General features: G+C 74.1%; 14 protein-coding genes. 5 read left to right on the top strand and 9 right to left on the bottom strand.

The window, feature by feature from the left end; translation table 11 throughout:
- Positions 1-9: 9 nt before the first annotated feature.
- The 4 genes from LRS74_RS18920 to LRS74_RS18905 all read right to left on the bottom strand — a co-directional run bounded on the left by LRS74_RS18920 (position 10) and on the right by LRS74_RS18905 (position 5,413).
- Positions 10-1,608, bottom strand: coding sequence for a carboxyl transferase domain-containing protein (locus LRS74_RS18920; RefSeq protein WP_277742101.1), 1,599 nt, complete (start codon positions 1,606-1,608; stop codon positions 10-12).
- The gene (locus LRS74_RS18915; protein ID WP_277744819.1) at positions 1,605-3,296 is read right to left on the bottom strand and encodes an acyclic terpene utilization AtuA family protein; all 1,692 of its coding nucleotides are present in this window, start codon (positions 3,294-3,296) and stop codon (positions 1,605-1,607) included. Before LRS74_RS18915 ends, LRS74_RS18920 begins: the two co-directional genes overlap by 4 nt.
- A 398-nt stretch (positions 3,297-3,694) precedes the next feature.
- Complete coding sequence (locus LRS74_RS18910; protein WP_277742100.1) at positions 3,695-4,501, bottom strand: TIGR03084 family metal-binding protein; 807 nt, start codon at positions 4,499-4,501, stop codon at positions 3,695-3,697.
- A gap of 144 nt (positions 4,502-4,645) precedes the next feature.
- On the bottom strand, positions 4,646-5,413 hold the full coding sequence (locus tag LRS74_RS18905; RefSeq protein WP_277742099.1) for a TetR/AcrR family transcriptional regulator: 768 nt from the start codon (positions 5,411-5,413) through the stop codon (positions 4,646-4,648).
- Positions 5,414-5,505: 92 nt separating this feature from the next.
- Here LRS74_RS18905 and LRS74_RS18900 point away from each other — a divergent pair, with 92 nt between their 5' ends.
- Both LRS74_RS18900 and LRS74_RS18895 read left to right on the top strand, forming a co-directional pair.
- Positions 5,506-6,684: an ATP-binding cassette domain-containing protein gene (locus tag LRS74_RS18900; RefSeq protein WP_277742098.1), complete on the top strand. Its 1,179-nt coding sequence runs from the start codon at positions 5,506-5,508 to the stop codon at positions 6,682-6,684.
- A complete protein-coding gene (locus tag LRS74_RS18895; RefSeq protein ID WP_277742097.1) occupies positions 6,681-7,574 on the top strand; it encodes an ABC transporter permease in 894 nt (297 codons plus the stop codon). Before LRS74_RS18900 ends, LRS74_RS18895 begins: the two co-directional genes overlap by 4 nt.
- 51 nt (positions 7,575-7,625) lie before the next feature.
- Here the strand turns inward: LRS74_RS18895 and LRS74_RS18890 are convergent, their stop codons facing one another.
- On the bottom strand, positions 7,626-10,754 hold the full coding sequence (locus LRS74_RS18890) for an FAD-linked oxidase C-terminal domain-containing protein (RefSeq protein ID WP_277742096.1): 3,129 nt from the start codon (positions 10,752-10,754) through the stop codon (positions 7,626-7,628).
- Between the two features lie 184 nt (positions 10,755-10,938).
- The gene (locus tag LRS74_RS18885) at positions 10,939-11,169 is read right to left on the bottom strand and encodes a hypothetical protein (protein ID WP_186319304.1); all 231 of its coding nucleotides are present in this window, start codon (positions 11,167-11,169) and stop codon (positions 10,939-10,941) included.
- Positions 11,170-11,386: 217 nt separating this feature from the next.
- On the opposite strand from LRS74_RS18885, the gene serC reads away from it, so the two are divergent.
- Positions 11,387-12,505, top strand: coding sequence for a phosphoserine transaminase (gene serC, locus LRS74_RS18880; protein ID WP_277742095.1), 1,119 nt, complete (start codon positions 11,387-11,389; stop codon positions 12,503-12,505).
- A gap of 40 nt (positions 12,506-12,545) precedes the next feature.
- On the top strand, positions 12,546-13,001 hold the full coding sequence (locus tag LRS74_RS18875) for a PPOX class F420-dependent oxidoreductase (RefSeq protein ID WP_277742094.1): 456 nt from the start codon (positions 12,546-12,548) through the stop codon (positions 12,999-13,001).
- A 32-nt stretch (positions 13,002-13,033) separates the two neighbouring features.
- Here the strand turns inward: LRS74_RS18875 and LRS74_RS18870 are convergent, their stop codons facing one another.
- The 3 genes from LRS74_RS18870 to LRS74_RS18860 all read right to left on the bottom strand — a co-directional run bounded on the left by LRS74_RS18870 (position 13,034) and on the right by LRS74_RS18860 (position 16,026).
- On the bottom strand, positions 13,034-14,092 hold the full coding sequence (locus tag LRS74_RS18870) for a hypothetical protein (protein ID WP_277742093.1): 1,059 nt from the start codon (positions 14,090-14,092) through the stop codon (positions 13,034-13,036).
- Between the two features lie 180 nt (positions 14,093-14,272).
- Complete coding sequence (locus LRS74_RS18865; protein ID WP_277742092.1) at positions 14,273-15,373, bottom strand: CU044_5270 family protein; 1,101 nt, start codon at positions 15,371-15,373, stop codon at positions 14,273-14,275.
- Positions 15,370-16,026, bottom strand: a complete 657-nt coding sequence (locus tag LRS74_RS18860; protein ID WP_277742091.1) for a sigma-70 family RNA polymerase sigma factor — start codon at positions 16,024-16,026, stop codon at positions 15,370-15,372. Before LRS74_RS18860 ends, LRS74_RS18865 begins: the two co-directional genes overlap by 4 nt.
- Before the next feature lie 161 nt (positions 16,027-16,187).
- Here LRS74_RS18860 and LRS74_RS18855 point away from each other — a divergent pair, with 161 nt between their 5' ends.
- On the top strand, positions 16,188-17,183 hold the full coding sequence (locus LRS74_RS18855; RefSeq protein ID WP_277742090.1) for an aldo/keto reductase: 996 nt from the start codon (positions 16,188-16,190) through the stop codon (positions 17,181-17,183).
- The last annotated feature ends 152 nt before the right edge of the window (positions 17,184-17,335 follow it).

The raw sequence follows: 17,335 nt of genomic DNA, 5'->3' as shown, positions 1-17,335 counted from the left end.
GATGGTCCCTCACATCCGGAAGACGCCGAAGCCGCCGCGGGCGCCCTCGACCGGTGCGGTGTGGATCGCGGACAGGCACAGCCCCAGCACGGTGCGGGTGTCGCGGGGGTCGATGACCCCGTCGTCGTAGAGCCGGCCGGAGAGGAACAGCGGCAGCGACTCGGACTCGATCTGGCGCTCCACCATGGCGCGCAGCCCGGCGTCGGCCTCCTCGTCGTACGGTCGGCCCTTGGCGGCGGCGGAGGCGCGGGCGACGATCGACAGCACCCCGGCGAGCTGCTGCGGCCCCATCACGGCCGACTTGGCGCTGGGCCAGGCGAAGAGGAAGCGGGGGTCGAAGGCGCGGCCGCACATGCCGTAGTGGCCGGCGCCGTAGGAGGCGCCGATGAGGACGGACAGATGGGGGACGCGGGAGTTGGCCACCGCGTTGATCATCATCGCGCCGTGCTTGATGATGCCGCCCTGCTCGTACTCCTTGCCGACCATGTAGCCGGTGGTGTGGTGCAGGAAGACCAGCGGGACGTCGCGCTGGTTGGCGAGCTGGATGAACTGGGCGGCCTTCTGGGACTCCTGGCTGAACAGCACGCCCTGCGCGTTGGCGAGGACGCCCACCGGATAGCCGTGCAGCCGCGCCCAGCCGGTGGTCAGGCTCGGCCCGTACAACGGTTTGAACTCGTCGAAGTCCGAGCCGTCGACGATCCGGGCGATGACCTCGCGCGGGTCGAAGGGGGCCTTGAGGTCGGCGGGCACGATGCCCAGCAGCTCCTCCGGGTCGTACGCCGGCGGCTCGGCCGGGCCCGGATCGGGGTGCGCCTTGCGCCGGTTGAGGCGGGCGACGACGCGGCGCGCCTGGCGCAGCGCGTCGAGCTCGTCCAGCGCGAAGTAGTCGGCCAGCCCGGAGGTGCGGGCGTGCATCTCCGCGCCGCCCAGCGACTCGTCGTCGCTCTCCTCCCCGGTGGCCATCCTCACCAGCGGCGGGCCGCCGAGGAAGACCTTGGCCCGCTCAGCGACCATGATCACGTGGTCGGACATGCCGGGGACGTAGGCGCCGCCGGCGGTGGAGTTGCCGAAGACGACGGCCAGGGTGGGGATGCCGGCGGCGGAGAGCCGGGTGAGGTCGCGGAAGAGCGCCCCGCCGGGGATGAAGATCTCCTTCTGGGAGGGCAGGTCGGCGCCGCCGGACTCGACCAGGCTGATCAGCGGCAGTCGGTTGGCGCGGGCGATCTCGTTGGCGCGCAGCACCTTCTTCAGCGTCCAGGGGTTGCTGGCGCCGCCGCGCACCGTCGGGTCGTTGGCGGTGATCAGGCACTCGACGCCCTCGACGGTGCCGACGCCGGTGACGACGGAGGCGCCGACGGGGTGGTCGCTGCCCCAGGCGGCGAGCGGCGACAGCTCCAGGAACGGGGTGTCGGGGTCCAGCAGCAGCTCGATCCGCTCGCGGGCCAGCAGCTTGCCGCGCTCCCGGTGCCGGGTCGTGTACTTCTCGCCGCCCCCGGCGAGCGCCTTGGCGTGCTCGGCGTCGATCTCGGCGAGCCGGTCGAGCATCGCGGCGCGGCGGGCGGCGTGGTCGGGGCTCGCCGGGTCCAGCGCGGAGACCAGGACGGTCATGGCAGCAGCACCTCCGGTATCTCCAGGTGGCGGGAGCGCAGCCACTCCCCCACGGCCTTGGCCTGCGGGTCGAAGCGGGCCTGTGCGGCGACGCCGTCGCCCAGCAGCCCGTCGACGGTGAAGTTCAGCGCCCGGAGGTTCGGCAGCACATGACGGACGACGGCGAAGGGTGCCGTCTCCGGCAGCAGCGCGCGGAAGCGGTCCACGGTGAGGGTGTGCGCCAGCCAGCGCCAGGCGTCCTCGTCGCGGACCCAGACGCCCACGTTGGCCGAGCCGCCCTTGTCACCGCTGCGCGCCCCGGCGACCAGGCCGAGCGGGGCGCGGCGGCTGGGCCCGGGCGGCAGCGGCGGGGGAAGCGGCGGCTCGTCGACGGCGAGCAGCGGCCGGTGGTCGGGGGCCGGGGCGACGGCGACGCGCTCCCCGTCCGGCAGCACCGCGGTGTGCGGCACGGCGCCGGCCTCGACGTACGCGGCCTCGAAGACCCCGTACGGGGCGCCCTTGCCGGGCGGGGCGGTGAGGTGGAAGCCGGGGTAGCCGGAGAGGGCCAGCTCCACGGCGGCGCCGCTGACGGCCCGCCCCACCGCGTCCGGGTCCGGGTCGCGGACGACCAGCCGCAGCAGCGCGGACGCCTCCTCCTGCACGGCCGCGTCGGGGTGGTCGGTGCGGGCCAGGGTCCAGCTCGTCTCGGCGGGCGGGCGGCGGGACAGGGCGTCGTCCATCTGCGCTCGCACGAGCGCCGCCTTCGCCTCGATGTCCAGGCCGGTCAGCACGAAGGTGACCTCGTTGCGCCAGCCGCCGAGCCGGTTGAGCCCGACCTTGAGCTCCGGGGGCGGGGGCTCGCCGCGCGCCCCGTCGACGCGCACCCGGTCGGGGCCCTGCCGGGTCAGCCGCACGGTGTCCAGCCGGGCGGTGACGTCCGGCCCGGCGTAGCGCGCGCCGGACGTCTCGTAGAGCAGTTGGGCGGTGACGGTGCCGACGGTGACCGCGCCGCCGGTGCCGGGGTGTTTGGTGATGATCGCCGAGCCGTCGGCGTACAGCTCGGCGAGCGGGAAGCCGGGGCGGCGGAGGTCGTGCTCCGGGAGGTGTTCCCGGAAGAAGGCGTAGTTGCCGCCGGTGGCCTGGGCTCCGCACTCCAGCACGTGCCCGGCGACGACCGCGCCCGCCAGGGCGTGCCAGTCGTCCGGCGCCCAGCCGAAGTGCGCGGCGGCGGGGCCGGTGACGAGCGCCGCGTCGGTGACCCGGCCGGTCACCACGATGTCCGCCCCGGCCCGGAGACAGGCCGCGATCCCGGCCCCGCCCAGATAGGCGTGGGCGCTCAGCACGCCCTGCCCCCAGCCGCCCCGTGCCAGCAGGTCGTCGCCCTCGACGTGCGCGACCCGCACCGGGATGCCGAGCCGGTCGGCCAGCGCGCGCACCGCCTCGGCCAGTCCGGCCGGGTTGAGGCCGCCCGCGTTGGCGACGATCCGCACCCCGCGCTCCACGGCGAGCCCCAGCCCCTCCTCCAACTGCCCGAGGAAGGTGGTCGCATAGCCGCGGGACGGGTCCTTCAGCCGGTCTCGGCCGAGGATGAGCATGGTCAGTTCGGCGAGGTAGTCCCCGGTCAGCACGTCGAGCGGGCCGCCGGTGAGCATCTCGCGCAGCGCGTCGAAGCGGTCGCCGTAGAAGCCGGAGGCGTTGCCGATCCGCAGCGGGCCGGGGGCGTCCGCCGGCCCCTGTGAGGAGGGCCCCTCCGCGGGCGAGGTCCCGTACGCCGGCTCACCGGCGACCGGCGGTCGCGCGTACGGCGGTGAGGCGTCCCGCGACGGCGGCGCGCCCCGGGGCGGGCGCCCGGGACCCGCGGGCGGCGGGCCGCTCGATAACCGCGGCGCCTTCGGGCCCCGCTCGAAGACGCCGCCCGCCCGGGGGACGCTCCGCCCCGCGGGCCCGGGGTCCGGGGACTTCGGCGCGCCCGCGGGCGGCGCCGGCCGCGAGGCGCGCCGCGCGGCCGGCCCGGGGTCCGTGGATCCCGCCGCTCCCCCCGCCCGCCCCGGCTCGGACCCCGCGTCGGGGTTCCCCGACCACGAAGACCGCGACGACCGCGACCAGCTCACGCCGGGGTCCCGGGCGCGGCACCAGAGGGCGCCCGGCCCTCGCCCGAGGGGCCGGCGAACGCCTGGGCGATGTCCAACCACCGTTCGGCGTCGGGCCCTTCGGCGCGCAGCGCCAGGTCGGCGCGGTGGGCGCGCTGGACCGCGAGGAGGCAGAAGTCCAGGGCGGGGCCGGTGACCCGCTGGCGGGCGTCCTCGGGGCCGTACACCCACAGCTCCCCGTCGGGAGCGACGAGTTCGACCCGGAACTCCTCGGCGGGCGGGGTGAGTCCGCGCGTGGTGAAGGCGTGGTCCCGGGCGCGCACCCCGATCCGCGCCACATGCCGCAGCCGCCCGGTCGGCGCGCGGCGTACGCCCAGCGCGTCCGCGATGTCCTCGCCGTGCGCCCAGGTCTCCATCATCCGGCCGGTGGCCATCCCCGCCGCGCTCAGCGGCGGCCCGTACCACGGCAGCCGGACGCCCGGCGCCACCCGGGCCAGCGTCTCCTGGACCCGGGACCGGCTCGCCCGCCAGCGTCGCAGCAGCTCGGCCGGGCTCGCCTGGGCGATCTCCCGGGCCGCCCGGTCCACGAAGACGTCGGCCACGGCGAGCCCCTCCGCGGCGTCCCGCGCGAACCCGTCCGGGTCGGTCACCGACTGCACGGCCCGTTCGTCGGTCCAGACGAGGTGGGCGATCTGGTGGGCGACGGTCCAGCCGGGGGCGGGGGTCGCCGTGGTCCACGCCTCCTCCCCGGCCGCCACCACGAGAGCCTCCAACTCCTCGCTCTCGTCCCGGAGATCACCGAGTACGACATGCGCCTGGGACAACGCTCGCTCCCCTCGTAGGGCCTTGCGCGGACCTCACCGGGAGCCGAGGGTGGCACCGGAACGGGAAACAATCAAGCGTGCTTGCATGATTTTCGGCCGCGTGAACTCCGCCCGTTCGAGGGGGAGTCGAGGGTGCGGGCGCGCTCAGGCGTCGCGCCGTCCGCCCTCCGCCCGACCGGCGATGACCCCCTCCAGGCCGTCGAGCAGGCTGCGCAGCCCCAGCTCGAAGACCTCCTCGCCGGTGCCGGCGAAGGCGTCCATCGTCATCCTGGCCTGGACCGGATAGCGCCCGGAGGTGACGGCCTTCTCCAGCACCGGCGCCTGGGCGCTCCAGAACTCCTCGGTGCTGACACCGGTCCGCTGCTCCGCCATCGCCGCGTTGAGGAAGCTGCGGGCGACGCCGCTGACGAAGCCGTCGATGACCACGAGCACATTGATCATCTCGCGGTCGCCGAGCCCGATCCCGTCCAGGCCGCGCATGGCGAACTCCAGCCCGTCCATGGCGTTGGGGCCGAGGATGGGACGGCCCTGGTCGACGTGGATCAGCCAGGGGTGGCGGTGGTAGAGGTCCCAGATGCCGCGCGCCACGTGCTCCATCGTGGCGCGCCAGCCCTGCGGCACCCCCTCGGACCCGGCGCCGACCCCGTTGACGTGGTCGATCATCAGATCGAGCAGCTCGGCCTTGCCGGGGATGTAGCGGTAGAGCGACATCGTGCCGACGCCGAGCTCGGTGGAGAGCCGGCGCATGGAGACGGCGGCCAGGCCCTCCGCGTCGGCGATCCGCACGGCGGTGGCCACGATCCGGGACAGGTCGAGCCCGGGCTTGGGGCCGCGGGTGGCTCGCTCTCCGGTGCCCCAGAGCAGCTCCAGGCTGCGGGACACATCGCCGCTTCCGCTGTGTTCGGTGGTCATCTCCCGGTCATCGTAACCCTGGCCCGACAACTGAGTACGGTGTACGCTGCGAGCGATCTGCATACACCGTACTCAGTTATGGGGGTGGCCGGGTGGCCCCGAGGAACGACAGCGCGGTTCTCACCGAAGGACTGCTGAAGCGGTACGGAGACCGGGCGGCGCTCGACGGCTTCGACCTCGACGTCCCGCACGGCACGGTCTGCGGGCTGCTCGGGCCCAACGGCGCGGGCAAGACCACGGCGGTGCGGATCCTGGCCACGCTGCTGCGGCCGGACGGCGGGCGCGCCGTGGTGGCGGGGTTCGACGTCGCGCGCCAGCCGCGGCAGGTGCGCCGGAGCATCGGGCTGACGGGGCAGCACCCGGCGGTCGACGAGCTCATGACCGGGCGGCAGAACCTGACGATGTTCGGGCGGCTGTTCCACCTGGACAAGCGGCAGGCCCGGCGGCGCGCGGACGAGCTGCTGGAGCGGTTCTCGCTCACGGACGCCGCCGACAAGGGCGCCAAGGAGTACAGCGGCGGCATGCGCCGCCGACTCGACCTGGCCGCGAGCATGATCCTCGCCCCTCAGGTGCTCTTCCTCGACGAGCCGACCACCGGGCTCGACCCACGCGCCCGCAACGAGGTGTGGGAGGCGGTGCGTTCACTGGTCGCGGGCGGCACCACGGTGCTGCTCACCACGCAGTACCTGGACGAGGCCGATCAGCTGGCGGACCGGATCGCGGTTCTCGACCGCGGCCGGAAGATCGCCGACGACACCCCGGACGGACTCAAGCAGGCGATCGGCGGCGACCAGATCGAGGTCGTGGTGCGGGACCCCGCCGATGTGCCGAAGGCGCTCCGGACGGTGGCCCGGGTGGCGGCGGACGGGGCCGCCCGGCCCTCCGCCGACCACGAGAACCGGCGGGTCACGGCTCCGGTGGCCGACCGGGTGGCCGCGCTGACCGAGGTCGCCCGGACGCTGCGGGACGAGCGGATCGCCGTCGAGGACATCGCGCTGCGGCGACCGACGCTGGACGAGGTGTTCCTGCGGCTGACCGGCAAACGGACGGACCAGGACAGGGCGGACGGCGACACGACGGGCCGGGACACCACGAACGGCGGCGCTGCGAACGGCGGCGCCGCGGGCGAGGGCACCACGGCCGACGACGCCCCGGACGGCGAAACCGCGGGCCAGGACACCACGGGCGGCGACGCCGCGGGCCGGCAGACGGCGACACGGAAGACCGGGAATCGGGGCACGACGGCGCGGGACGCGGAGGTGGCCGCATGAGCACCATGGAGATCGAGGACACGGAACCCCAGGTCGCCGCGGCGCGGGACGAGGAGATCCGACGCCTGGCCGCCCCGGACCCGGCCGAGGAGACGCTCCGACGCCGCGCCTACTGGGCGGTGACGGACTGCCTGACCATCGTCCGCACCGAGCTCACCCACCTGGTCCGGCAGCCGGCCAACATCGCCTGGCAACTGGGCGTCCCGGTGGTCTCGGTGCTGCTGTTCGTCTATGTCTTCGGCAGCGCCATGAAGGTGGGCGACGGCGCCGACTACGAGGACTACGCCCTGCCCGGCATGTTCGCCATGACGATGGCCAACGGCTTCATGACCACGGCCGTCATGATCGCGGTGGCCAAGGAGCGCGGGGTCATGGACCGCTTCCGCTCCATGCCGATGGCGCCGTCGGCGGTGGTCAGCGGGCGCGGCGTCTCCGACGTGATCGGCGCGGCCGTCGACCTCCTGGTGATGACGGCGATCGCGCTCGCCATCGGCTGGCGCCCCGGCAACGGCCCGCTCGCCACCCTCGCCGGCTTCGCGCTCCTGCTGCTGCTCCGCTTCTCCCTGATCTGGGTGGGCGTTCTGCTCGGTCTGCTGGTCCCCAACCAGGAGACCGCGGGGAACCTCTTCGCCGTCGCCCTCCCCTTCGGGATGATCTCCAGCGTCTTCACCCCGCCCTCGATGATGCCGGACTGGCTGGGCGCCATCGCCCTGTGGAACCCGGTCTCCTCCACCGCCAACGCCATCCGGGACCTCTTCGGCAACCCGCTGCCGGGCGGCGACAGCTGGGTGGAGCAGCACGCGCTGCTGATGTCGGTGGTCTGGCCGCTCGCGCTCACCGTCGTCTTCCTGCCGCTGGCGGTACGGAGGTTCCAGCGGCTGAGCAGCTGAGCGACCGCGCGCCGGGGCGGGCCCGGACACCCCGGGCCCGCCCCGCGCTCCCTACAGCGCCTCCGCCAGCACCTCCGCCAGGTGACGCGCCCGCCGCCCCGCGAGCTGGTCGAGCTGGGTGCGGCAGGAGAAGCCGTCGGCGAGGACGGCGGCGTCGGGCGGCGCGGCCCGCACCGAGGGCAGCAGCGCCTCCTCGGCGCAGGCGACCGAGACCTCGTAGTGGCCGCGCTCGAAGCCGAAGTTGCCGGCCAGCCCGCAGCAGCCGCCGCTGAGCTCGCCGGTCAGCCCCACCCGCTCGCGCAGCCGGCGCTCCGCGGCGTCGCCGAGAACGGCGTGCTGGTGGCAGTGGGTCTGGCCGACGACCGGCCGGTCGAGGCGCGGCGGCTCCCAGTCGGGCGCGGACTCCTCCAGGGTCTGCGCGAAGGTCCGCACCGAGGCGGCCAGTTCGGCGGCGCGCGGGTCGTCGGGGAGCAGTTCGGGCAGGTCGGTGCGGAGGGTGGCCGCGCAGCTGGGTTCCAGCACGGTCAGCGGCGTCCCGAGGAAGGGGCTGACGCGGTCCAGGGTGCGTCGCATCACCGCGCGGGCCCGGTCGAGCTGGCCGGTCGAGACGTACGTCAGGCCGCAGCACACCGGCTTGGGGGTGGGCAGGGGCAGCACGACGTGCCGTCCGGCGGCCTCGAAGACCCGTACGGCGGCCCGGCCGACCGACGGGGACAGGTGGTTGGTGAAGGTGTCCGGCCACAGCAGGACGGTCTCGCTGGTGGAGTAGATCCGGGTGCTCTTGCCGTAGCGCTCCCGGTCCCGGCGGGCGAGCCAGCGGGTGAAGGGCTCCGGCGGCAGCTCGGGGAGGTCCCGCTCCGGGGCGATGCCGCCCAGCCGCCTGGCCACGGCCGAAAGCGGCGTGCGCGCCAGCCCGTTGAGGACCGGAGCCGCCCGCAGCGCTGCGGCGGCCCGCAGCCACCGGGGCAGCCGGCCCATCGTGTAGTGGGCGGCGGGCCGGAGCCGGCCCGCGTAGTGGTGGTGCAGGAACTCCGCCTTGTAGGTGGCCATGTCGACGCCGACCGGGCAGTCGCTGCGGCAACCCTTGCAGGCCAGGCACAGGTCGAGCGCCTCGCGCACCTCGGGCGAGCGCCAGCCGTCCGTCACCACCTCGCCCGCCAGCATCTCGTGCAGCAGCCGGGCGCGGCCGCGGGTGGAGTGCCGCTCCTCGCGGGTCGCGCGGTACGAGGGGCACATCACCCCGCCGCCCGCCACGGCCGTCGTCGTACGGCACTTGGCCACGCCCACGCAGCGACGCACCGCGGCCGCGAAGTCGCCGCCGTCCTGCGGATAGCCGAAGGCGACGTCCACCGGGCGGGTGGGCAGCACCGCGAAGCGCAGGTTCGCGTCGAGCGGGCGGGGGCGGGCCAGGACGCCGGGGTTGAGCAGGCCGGCCGGGTCCCACAGGTCCTTGAACCGCTCGAAGAGGGCGACCATCGGGGCCCCGTACATCCGCGGCAGCAGCTCCGCGCGGGCCAGCCCGTCGCCGTGCTCCCCGGACAGCGAGCCGCCGTGCGCGACGACCAGGTCGGCCAGGTCGGTGGAGAAGGCGCGGAAGCGCCGCACGCCCTCGGCGCCCAGCAGGTCGAAGTCGATGCGGGCGTGGATGCAGCCGTCGCCGAAGTGCCCGTACGGCGTGCCGCGCAGTCCGTGCTGGGACAGCAGGGCGCGGAAGTCCCGCAGATAGCCGCCGAGCCGGGCGGGCGGCACCGCGCAGTCCTCCCAGCCGGGCCACGCCTCGCTGCCGTCGGGCATCCGGGTCGCGGTGCCGGCGGCGTCCTCGCGCACCCGCCACAGCGCGCGACGCGCGGCCGGGTCGGTGAGGACGGCGCTGCCGGTGGTGCCGGCGGCGGCGCCGCGCACCAGCTCCTCGGCGCGCGCCCGCGCCTCGGCGGCGCTCTCCCCGCCGACCTCCACGAAGAGCCAGGCACCGCCGCGCGGCAGGGCGGGGCGGCCGCCGGGCGGGCCGATCCGGGCCGGCGCTCCCTCGGGGGCGGCGGCCCCGACCAGGTCGGCGGCCATGCCCTCCACGGTCAGCGGGCCGTACGGCAGCAGGGTGTGCGCGGCGTCGGCGGCGGCGCTCTCGTCGGCGTATCCGAGCACCGCCAGCGCGCGGTGGGCGGGCGCCGGGACCAGCCGCACGGTCGCCTCCGTCAACACCGCCAGCGTGCCCTCGCTGCCGGTGAAGGCGCGGGCCGGGTCGGGGCCGCGCTCGGGCAGCAGCGCGTCCAGCGCATAGCCGGAGATGCGGCGCGGGAGGTCGGGGAAGCCGGTGCGCAGCAGGGCGAGGTCGCCGTCGACCAGGGCGCGCAGCCCGTCGCGGAGCCGCGCCGGCAGGGCGTCCCACGCCTCCCGGCCGCGGGCGAGCCGCAGCACCGCACCCGCTCCGTCGATCACCTCCAGCGCGAGGACGTTGTCGGCGGTGGTGCCCCAGGCCACCGAGTGCGCGCCGCAGGCGTTGTTGCCGATCATCCCGCCGAGGGTGCAGCGGCTGTGCGTCGAGGGGTCCGGGCCGAAGGTCAGCCCGTGGCCGGCGGCCGCCGCGCGCAGCTCGTCCAGCACCACCCCGGGCTGGACGACCGCGGTGTGTGCGGCGGGGTCGAGGGACAGCAGGCGGCGCATGTGCCGGGTGAAGTCCAGCACCACCCCGGTGCCGGTGGCCTGCCCGGCGATCGAGGTCCCGGCGCCGCGCGCCACCACCGGCGTCCCGTGCTCCCGGCAGACGGCGAGCGCCGCGGCGACGTCGTCGGCGTCGCGCGGCGCGACGACTCCGACGGGCACCCGACGGTAGTTGGAGGCGTCCATGGTCATCAGCGCCCGGCTGGACGGATCGAACTCGACCTCGCCGTGGACGACCTGACGCAGCGCCCGACTCAGCTCACGGATCGCCTCGGGCGCCGGCTCGGGCCCCGGCCCGCGGGTCGGTCCCCGGGTCGGCGCGGGCCCCGGCCCGCGGGTCGGCGGGGGCACCGGCTCCCGGGGCCGCTCCCGGGGCCGCTCCCAGGACCGCTCAGGGGGCGGCTCATGAGGCGGATCGCTGTCGGGGCCGTGCCCCGCGCGCTCCGCGCGCGCCTCACGCTCCCCGCTCTCCCCACGTTTCCCGCGATCGTCGCGATCGTTGAGACCACCGTGATCCGCCATGGGTCCCAGTGTCCACCGTCGACCCCGTCACGCCGGGGACGACGGTGGATCCTGTCGGGGACGACGGCGGTGGACCACGCCGGCCGTCGGCCGCCGACCCCGGGGCCGGACCCGGACCCGGAACCCGGGTCCGGCCCCGGAACCCGGGTCCGGCCCCGGATCCGCTCCAGGGCCGGTCCCGGGATCAGTCCCAGGTGTAGCCGTCGCCCCAGAGGAGGAAGTGCTCCAGCACGTCCTCCATCGGGTCGTCGATCTGACCGGTGTTGACCACCGCGAAGCGCGCCCCGTTGTGCGAGTCCTTCGGGTACTCGTCGGCGTGTGCCGCCCCCGCCGACAGCCCCACCGCCGAGGCCGTCGCCACCGCCGTCGTCGCCGCCCCGACGACCCACCGCACCAGTGCGCGCTCGCTGCTCACGCGTCTCCCTGCTTTCCTCGTCCGCTGTCTTCGGCCGCTCGGGCCCTCCGGTGTGGTTATCGAGCGATACGGTGAGAGGTCACGCAAGATCATCCGACCGTAGGTCGACGTTTCCCGACGTTTCCCGAGGTCGTCGCCGTCTCGAACAGGCGCGAAACACGTCTCATCGACTGGACGCGCTACCGACACCGGAGTTCGAACGGATTAGGCTGCGCCCGTGGCTGAGATCCAGATTCCCGCTGACATCAAGCCCGCCGACGGTCGCTTCGGCTCGGGTCCCTCCAAGGTACGCACCGAGGCGCTCAGCGCCCTGGCCGCCACCGGCTCCTCACTGCTGGGCACCTCTCACCGCCAGCCCCCGATCAAGAACCTGGTCGGCAAGGTGCGGGACGGCCTGCGCCAGCTCTTCTCGCTGCCCGACGACTACGAGGTGATCCTCGGCAACGGCGGCTCCACCGCCTTCTGGGACATCGCCACCCACGGTCTGATCGAGGCGAAGTCCCAGCACCTGACGTTCGGCGAGTTCTCCTCGAAGTTCGCCAAGGCCGCCAAGGCCGCGCCCTGGCTGGACGAGCCGACGCTGATCTCCTCCGACCCCGGCACCCACCCGACCCCGCGGGCCGAGACGGGCGTGGACGTCTACGCCCTCACCCACAACGAGACCTCCACCGGTGTCGCCCTCCCCATCCAGCGGGTCCCCGGCGCCGACGCCGGCTCGCTGGTGCTGGTCGACGCGACCTCCGGCGCGGGCGGTCTGCCGGTCGACATCACCCAGAGCGACGTCTACTACTTCGCGCCGCAGAAGTCCTTCGCCGCCGACGGCGGGTTGTGGCTCGCGACGTTCTCCCCGGCCGCCCTGGAGCGCGCCGAGCGGGTGCACGCCTCCGGCCGCCACATCCCCGAGTTCTTCTCGCTGCCCACCGCGATCGACAACTCGCGCAAGAACCAGACGTACAACACCCCGGCCCTCACCACCCTCTTCCTGCTCAACGAGCAGCTGGAGTGGATCAACGGCCAGGGCGGTCTCGACTTCGCCGTGGGCCGCACCGCCGCCTCCGCGCGCGCCCTCTACGGCTGGGCGGAAGCCTCCAAGCACGCCACCCCGTTCGTCACCGACCCGGCCAAGCGCTCGCAGGTCGTCGGCACCATCGACTTCAACGACGACATCGACGCCGCCGCGATCGCCAAGGCGCTGCGCGCCAACGGCATCGTCGACACCGAGCCGTACCGCAAGCTGGGCCGCAACCAGCTGCGCGTGGCGATGTTCCCTGCCATCGACCCGGCGGACGTCGAGGCCCTGACGGCCTGTGTGGACTACGTCATCGAACGGCTGTAGCGCAGTCGTACAACCGCGGTTTCTGTGCCTCCATGGAGGTATGACGACCGCGCAGCCACCACCGGGTCCCCCGCCCACCATCTCCCGCTTCAAGAAGCAGTACGCCGTGCTGCTCACCACCTACAAGCGGGACGGCACGCCCGTCGGCACGCCGGTGAACATCGCGGTGGAGGGGGACCACGCGTACATCCGCACCTTCGGCCACGCCTGGAAGGCACGGCGGATGCGGAACAACCCCCGGGTGGAGCTCGCGCCGTCCACCCTGCGCGGCAGGGCGACGGGGCCTTCGGTCAAGGCCCATGTCCATCTGCTCGCGCAGGGCGGCGGCGAGGACCGGCACGCCGCCCGGTGTCTGACCCGCAAGTACCCGCTCACCCACGGCCTCCTCGTGCCGCTGGCCCACCGGCTCAAGCGTGACCGGACCCTCCACTACGAGGTGCGGCTGCTCGCCGAGGACGAACGGACGATCGAGGGCGGCGGTACGGGCATGTTCTAGCCCCCGCCCGTCAGGCGGGCGGCGTGACCAGGTCAGTCGCCGGCGCGCCGCTTGCCCTTCCCCTTCCCCTTGCCCCGCGCTCCGAAGAACACCAGCGCGAGCGCGCCGACCGCCAGCGCGCCCACCAGGACGCTGCGGTCGTCGCCGCCGCCCGAGCCGCCGTCGTCCGACTCGGAGCCGCCGCCGCCCTTGCCGTCGTCGCCCTGCTCCCGCGCCTTCGCCGTCGCGTCCGGCAGCAGCTCGCCGTCGAGCTCCTTGGCCTTCACCGGGCTCCGCTCACCCTCCGACCCGTACATCAGCGTGCCGCCGTCCGGGGTGAAGGTGACCGACTCCCCCTGCCGCAGGAACGGCATCGGCGGCGACTGCTCCAGCGGCGTGGGCTTCCCGTCCTTCTTCCAGCGGTACTCCACCACCGAGATATAGCCGCGCAGCACCAGCCGGCTGCCGTCCGGCGAGAAGGCGCCGTCCGTCACGCCCTTGTCGAAGCCCCAGTCGCCGAGGTCCATCACCCGGCGGAAGACGTTCTCCCCCGAGGTCGACAGCCGCTCCGGCCCCGCGTACAGCCGGCCCTTGTCCTGGCTCTTGCTGGCGATGTACACCCGGCCGGTCACCGGGTGCACCATCAGCGCCTCCGCGTCACGCGGTCCGTCCTCGTACCGCACCGTGAACTGCGTCGCCTTCACCGTCACGTCCCGCAGCTGCTTCGGCTCCGGGAAGCGGTAGATCCACACCTTGGGCCAGGTGCCGTTCAGGTTGTCCCCGATGTCACCCACGTAGACATCGCCGTCCGGCCCGATCGAGATCGCCTCCACGTCGCGCGGATCACCGATCCCGCGCATCGTGACGGTGGCCACGACGCGGCCCGTCCTGCTGTCCACGGCGTAGATGTACGGGCCGTCGTCGCTGTCGTTGTGCGTCCAGTACACCCCCGGGTGCACCCGGCTGGCCGCCAGCCCACTGGACTCCGTGATCTTCGGGTCCTCGATCGTGAACGAGGACGGGGAGTCGTCGGCGACGGCGGCGGGGGCGACGGCGGTCAGCCCGAGGCCGATCAGCCCGGCCACGCCGAGCGAGGTGAGGAGCGCACGCATGCCCTCAAAGATATGCGGCCCTGTCGCGTCCGAGCGGTTCCGAAACCGATCCCCGGGGCGAAGTCCCGAGCCGCGGCGGGACGGCCGGCTCCCGGAGATCGGGGCCGGCCGTCACACGCCGGTGCGGGGCGCGCTCCTCCGAAGGCGCGTCAGCCCAGGGCCCGTCAGCCCGCGGGTGCGTCAGTCCGCCTGGGACGGGGTGCGCTTGATGCCGTCCACGATGGCCCGGTACGTGACGGCGCTGGTGCCGGTGACCGTGCCGGGCTTGATCACGCCGTCCTCCCCGCTGTTCCCCTTCACCTGAACGGTGCGCTTGCCCAGGAAGACATGGGTCTTCCGGTCGAAGATCCATTCCTCGCGCTGGCCGCCGTGCTCGTCCAACCGGGCCACCGCCACCCCGTGCCGGCCCACCGCGTCCACCGCGTCCTTCACGACGACGACTCCGGGGATCTTCGCGGCCGCCTTGAACAGCGCCGGGTACAGCTCCGCGGGCGGGTAGCTCTCGTTGAGCAGATCACCGATGGTGGTGAACGCCTGCTGGTCCGGGGAGTTGCCCATGCCCCTGGTCTCCTCGTAGATCTTGGCGAGCAGCTTGTCGGGGTCGGTGGTGAGCTTGGCCAGGTAGTCGTACGAGGGGGAGTTCAGGCCGGCCTTCGGGGCGTTGCCCAGCTCGTCGGGGAGGCTCAGGGTCTCTCCCTCGGGGTCCTCGTTGACGCCCGGGTCGATCAGCCAGCCCTTGGTGCCGTCCGGAGAGGTCCAGATCTGGCGGCGGTGCAGCGCGTGGCTGACCAGGGTGGTCTTGTCGCCGACCGTCCTGGGGAAGGTCTCCGCCGTCTGGGACTCGACGTAGATGTACTGGCCGGGCCGCACGACCGGGTGGGGCTCGTCGGCCGCCGCCAGGGAGATCCGGTCGAGCAGCTGCGGCACCCCGTTGGTGGTCGCGGCGCCGACCGGGGTGGTCAGGGCCGGTCCGGTGGCGAGGCCGCCGCCTCCCGCGCCGGCTCCGTTGTCACCGGGCATCGCCAGGACGGCGACGACCGTCCCGGCCAGGGCGGCGGCGATGGCGGGCAGGGCGATCGCCGGGCGCGGCAGCCGGAAGCGCCGTGTCCTCGCCGGGGCCGGGGCCGCCGTCTCCGTACGCTGTTCCCGCTGAATCTGGGCCATCAGTTGCTCCTTGTGGAACCGGTGACGGCCCGCGGGCAGGTCACGCGTCGTCTGCGACAGCAGCCGCGCGCCCTCTTCCCACTCGGCAGGACGCTGCCCGGACGTGTTCGCGTTCATCGGTTTCCTCCCTGCGCAGGCCGGACCACATGGGCGTGATCGCCTCTTGTCTGTCGGCCCGAAAGGCCGCCTTCCCGTTTTCCGCGGATGAGTTTCGGCGCCGGCGCGGCGGCCGGGCCGGCCGGTTCGTCGGCCGCGAGCGCCCGGAGCTTCCGGCGGGCCCGGGACAGGCGGGAGGCGACGGTGCCGACCGGAATGCCGAGGGCCTCGGCCGCGGCCGCGTAGTCCAGGCCCTCCCCCAGGCACAGCGCCACCACCTCGCGCTCCGTCCTGCGCAGCGAGGCGAGGGCGGTCAGGGCCTTCGCCAGGCGCCGCCGGTCGTCGACCCGATCGGCCACCTCGTCGGCGTGGTCGGGCACCGACAGCTCGGCCGACGCGGCGGCGTTGGCCGCCGCCCGGTAGCGCCGGTTGCTCCGGTACTGGTTGCGCGCGGTGTTGGTGGCGATGCCCAGCAACCAGGGCCGCAGGGAGCCGCCTTCGGGCTCCACCCTGTCGCGCAGCCGCCACGCCTCCATGAAGGTCGCGGCCATCACGTCCTCGGCCGTCGACCAGTCGGCGGTCAGCCGGAAGGCGTGGTTGTAGACCGCACGGGCATAGCTGTCGAAAAGCTCCGCGAACGCGCTCGGATCCCCGGCCCGTACCCGGGTACGCATTTGAGTGCTCACCTCCATGAGCTGTTCGGCACCACCCACCGACTTCCCGTGACTCCCGTCACATCTCCCCCGGGCGCGCGACCGCACGGCCGTCCCGCCGCGCCGGTCGGTCGGCGCGCACCCTTGATTCGAGCGCACTCCAAGCCGTTGGCTAAGGGTTCATGGAGTACACACAGCTCGGACGCACCGGACTCAAGGTCAGTCGACTCGTGCTCGGCACGATGAACTTCGGTCCGCAGACGGATGAGGCCGACAGTCACGCGATCATGGACGCCGCGCTGGGGGCGGGGGTCAACTTCTTCGACACGGCGAACGTCTACGGCTGGGGCGAGAACAAGGGCCGTACCGAGAAGATCATCGGGAGCTGGTTCGCCAAGGGGGGCGGGCGACGGGAGAAGACCGTCCTGGCGACCAAGGTGTACGGGAACATGGGCGTCGAGGGGGCGCCGTGGCCCAACGAGGACAGGCTCTCGGCGCTGAACATCCGGCGCGGGGTGGAGGCCAGCCTGCGCCGGCTGGGGACGGACTACATCGACCTGTACCAGTTCCACCACGTCGACCGGTCGACGCCGTGGGAGGAGATCTGGCAGGCCGTCGACGTGCTGGTGCAGCAGGGCAAGATCCTCTACGTGGGGTCCTCCAACCACGCGGGCTGGCACATCGCCCAGGCCAACGAGACGGCCCGGCGGCGCGGCTCGTACGGGCTGGTGAGCGAGCAGTGCCTGTACAACCTGGCGGAGCGGCGGGCCGAGATGGAGGTGATCCCGGCGGCGCGGGCGTACGGGCTCGGCGTCATCCCCTGGTCCCCGCTGCACGGCGGGCTGCTGGGCGGCGCGCTCCGTAAGGAACGCGAGGGCGGGGCCGGGCGCACCGCCGAGGGGCGCAGCGCGACGTCGCTGCGGGACACCGCGATGCGGGAGAAGGTGCAGGCCTACGAGGACCTGCTGGACAAGCACGGCCTGGAGCCCGGCGAGGTGGCGCTGGCCTGGCTGCTGACCCGGCCGGGCGTCACCGGGCCGATCGTCGGCCCGCGCACGGTCGAGCAGCTGGCCTCGGCGCTGCGGGCGGTCGAGCTGGAGCTGGGCCCCGAGCTGCTGGCCGGACTGGACGAGATCTTCCCCGGGCCCGGGGAGTCCCCGGAGGCGTTCGCCTGGTGAGGCGGCCGCTGTCATGGGGCGGTGGGACGGGAAGGCGATGAGGCGATAGGTCGGTGAGGCGGCGGGGGCGGCGCTCGGCCCGGAGCCGGGCACGGGCGATGCCCCCGTCGCGGGCGGCTAGCCGAAGGCCGCCGCCACGGCCACGACGATGA

It is taken from the genome of Streptomyces sp. LX-29 (assembly GCF_029541745.1).
Lineage (GTDB): Bacteria > Actinomycetota > Actinomycetes > Streptomycetales > Streptomycetaceae > Streptomyces.
This window is presented reverse-complemented; position numbering and strand designations above follow the sequence as displayed.

Bases quoted from the DNA above. Each gene is read 5' to 3' on its own strand.
- LRS74_RS18920 (WP_277742101.1), bottom strand. From the start codon at position 1,608: ATGACCGTCCTGGTCTCCGCGCTGGACCCGGCGAGCCCCGACCACGCC.
- LRS74_RS18860 (WP_277742091.1), bottom strand. From the start codon at position 16,026: ATGCGTACCCGGGTACGGGCCGGGGATCCGAGCGCGTTCGCGGAGCTT.
- LRS74_RS18870 (WP_277742093.1), bottom strand. From the start codon at position 14,092: ATGCGTGCGCTCCTCACCTCGCTCGGCGTGGCCGGGCTGATCGGCCTC.
- LRS74_RS18875 (WP_277742094.1), top strand. From the start codon at position 12,546: ATGACGACCGCGCAGCCACCACCGGGTCCCCCGCCCACCATCTCCCGC.
- LRS74_RS18865 (WP_277742092.1), bottom strand. From the start codon at position 15,373: ATGAACGCGAACACGTCCGGGCAGCGTCCTGCCGAGTGGGAAGAGGGC.
- LRS74_RS18905 (WP_277742099.1), bottom strand. From the start codon at position 5,413: ATGACCACCGAACACAGCGGAAGCGGCGATGTGTCCCGCAGCCTGGAG.
- LRS74_RS18895 (WP_277742097.1), top strand. From the start codon at position 6,681: ATGAGCACCATGGAGATCGAGGACACGGAACCCCAGGTCGCCGCGGCG.
- LRS74_RS18890 (WP_277742096.1), bottom strand. From the start codon at position 10,754: ATGGCGGATCACGGTGGTCTCAACGATCGCGACGATCGCGGGAAACGT.
- LRS74_RS18855 (WP_277742090.1), top strand. From the start codon at position 16,188: ATGGAGTACACACAGCTCGGACGCACCGGACTCAAGGTCAGTCGACTC.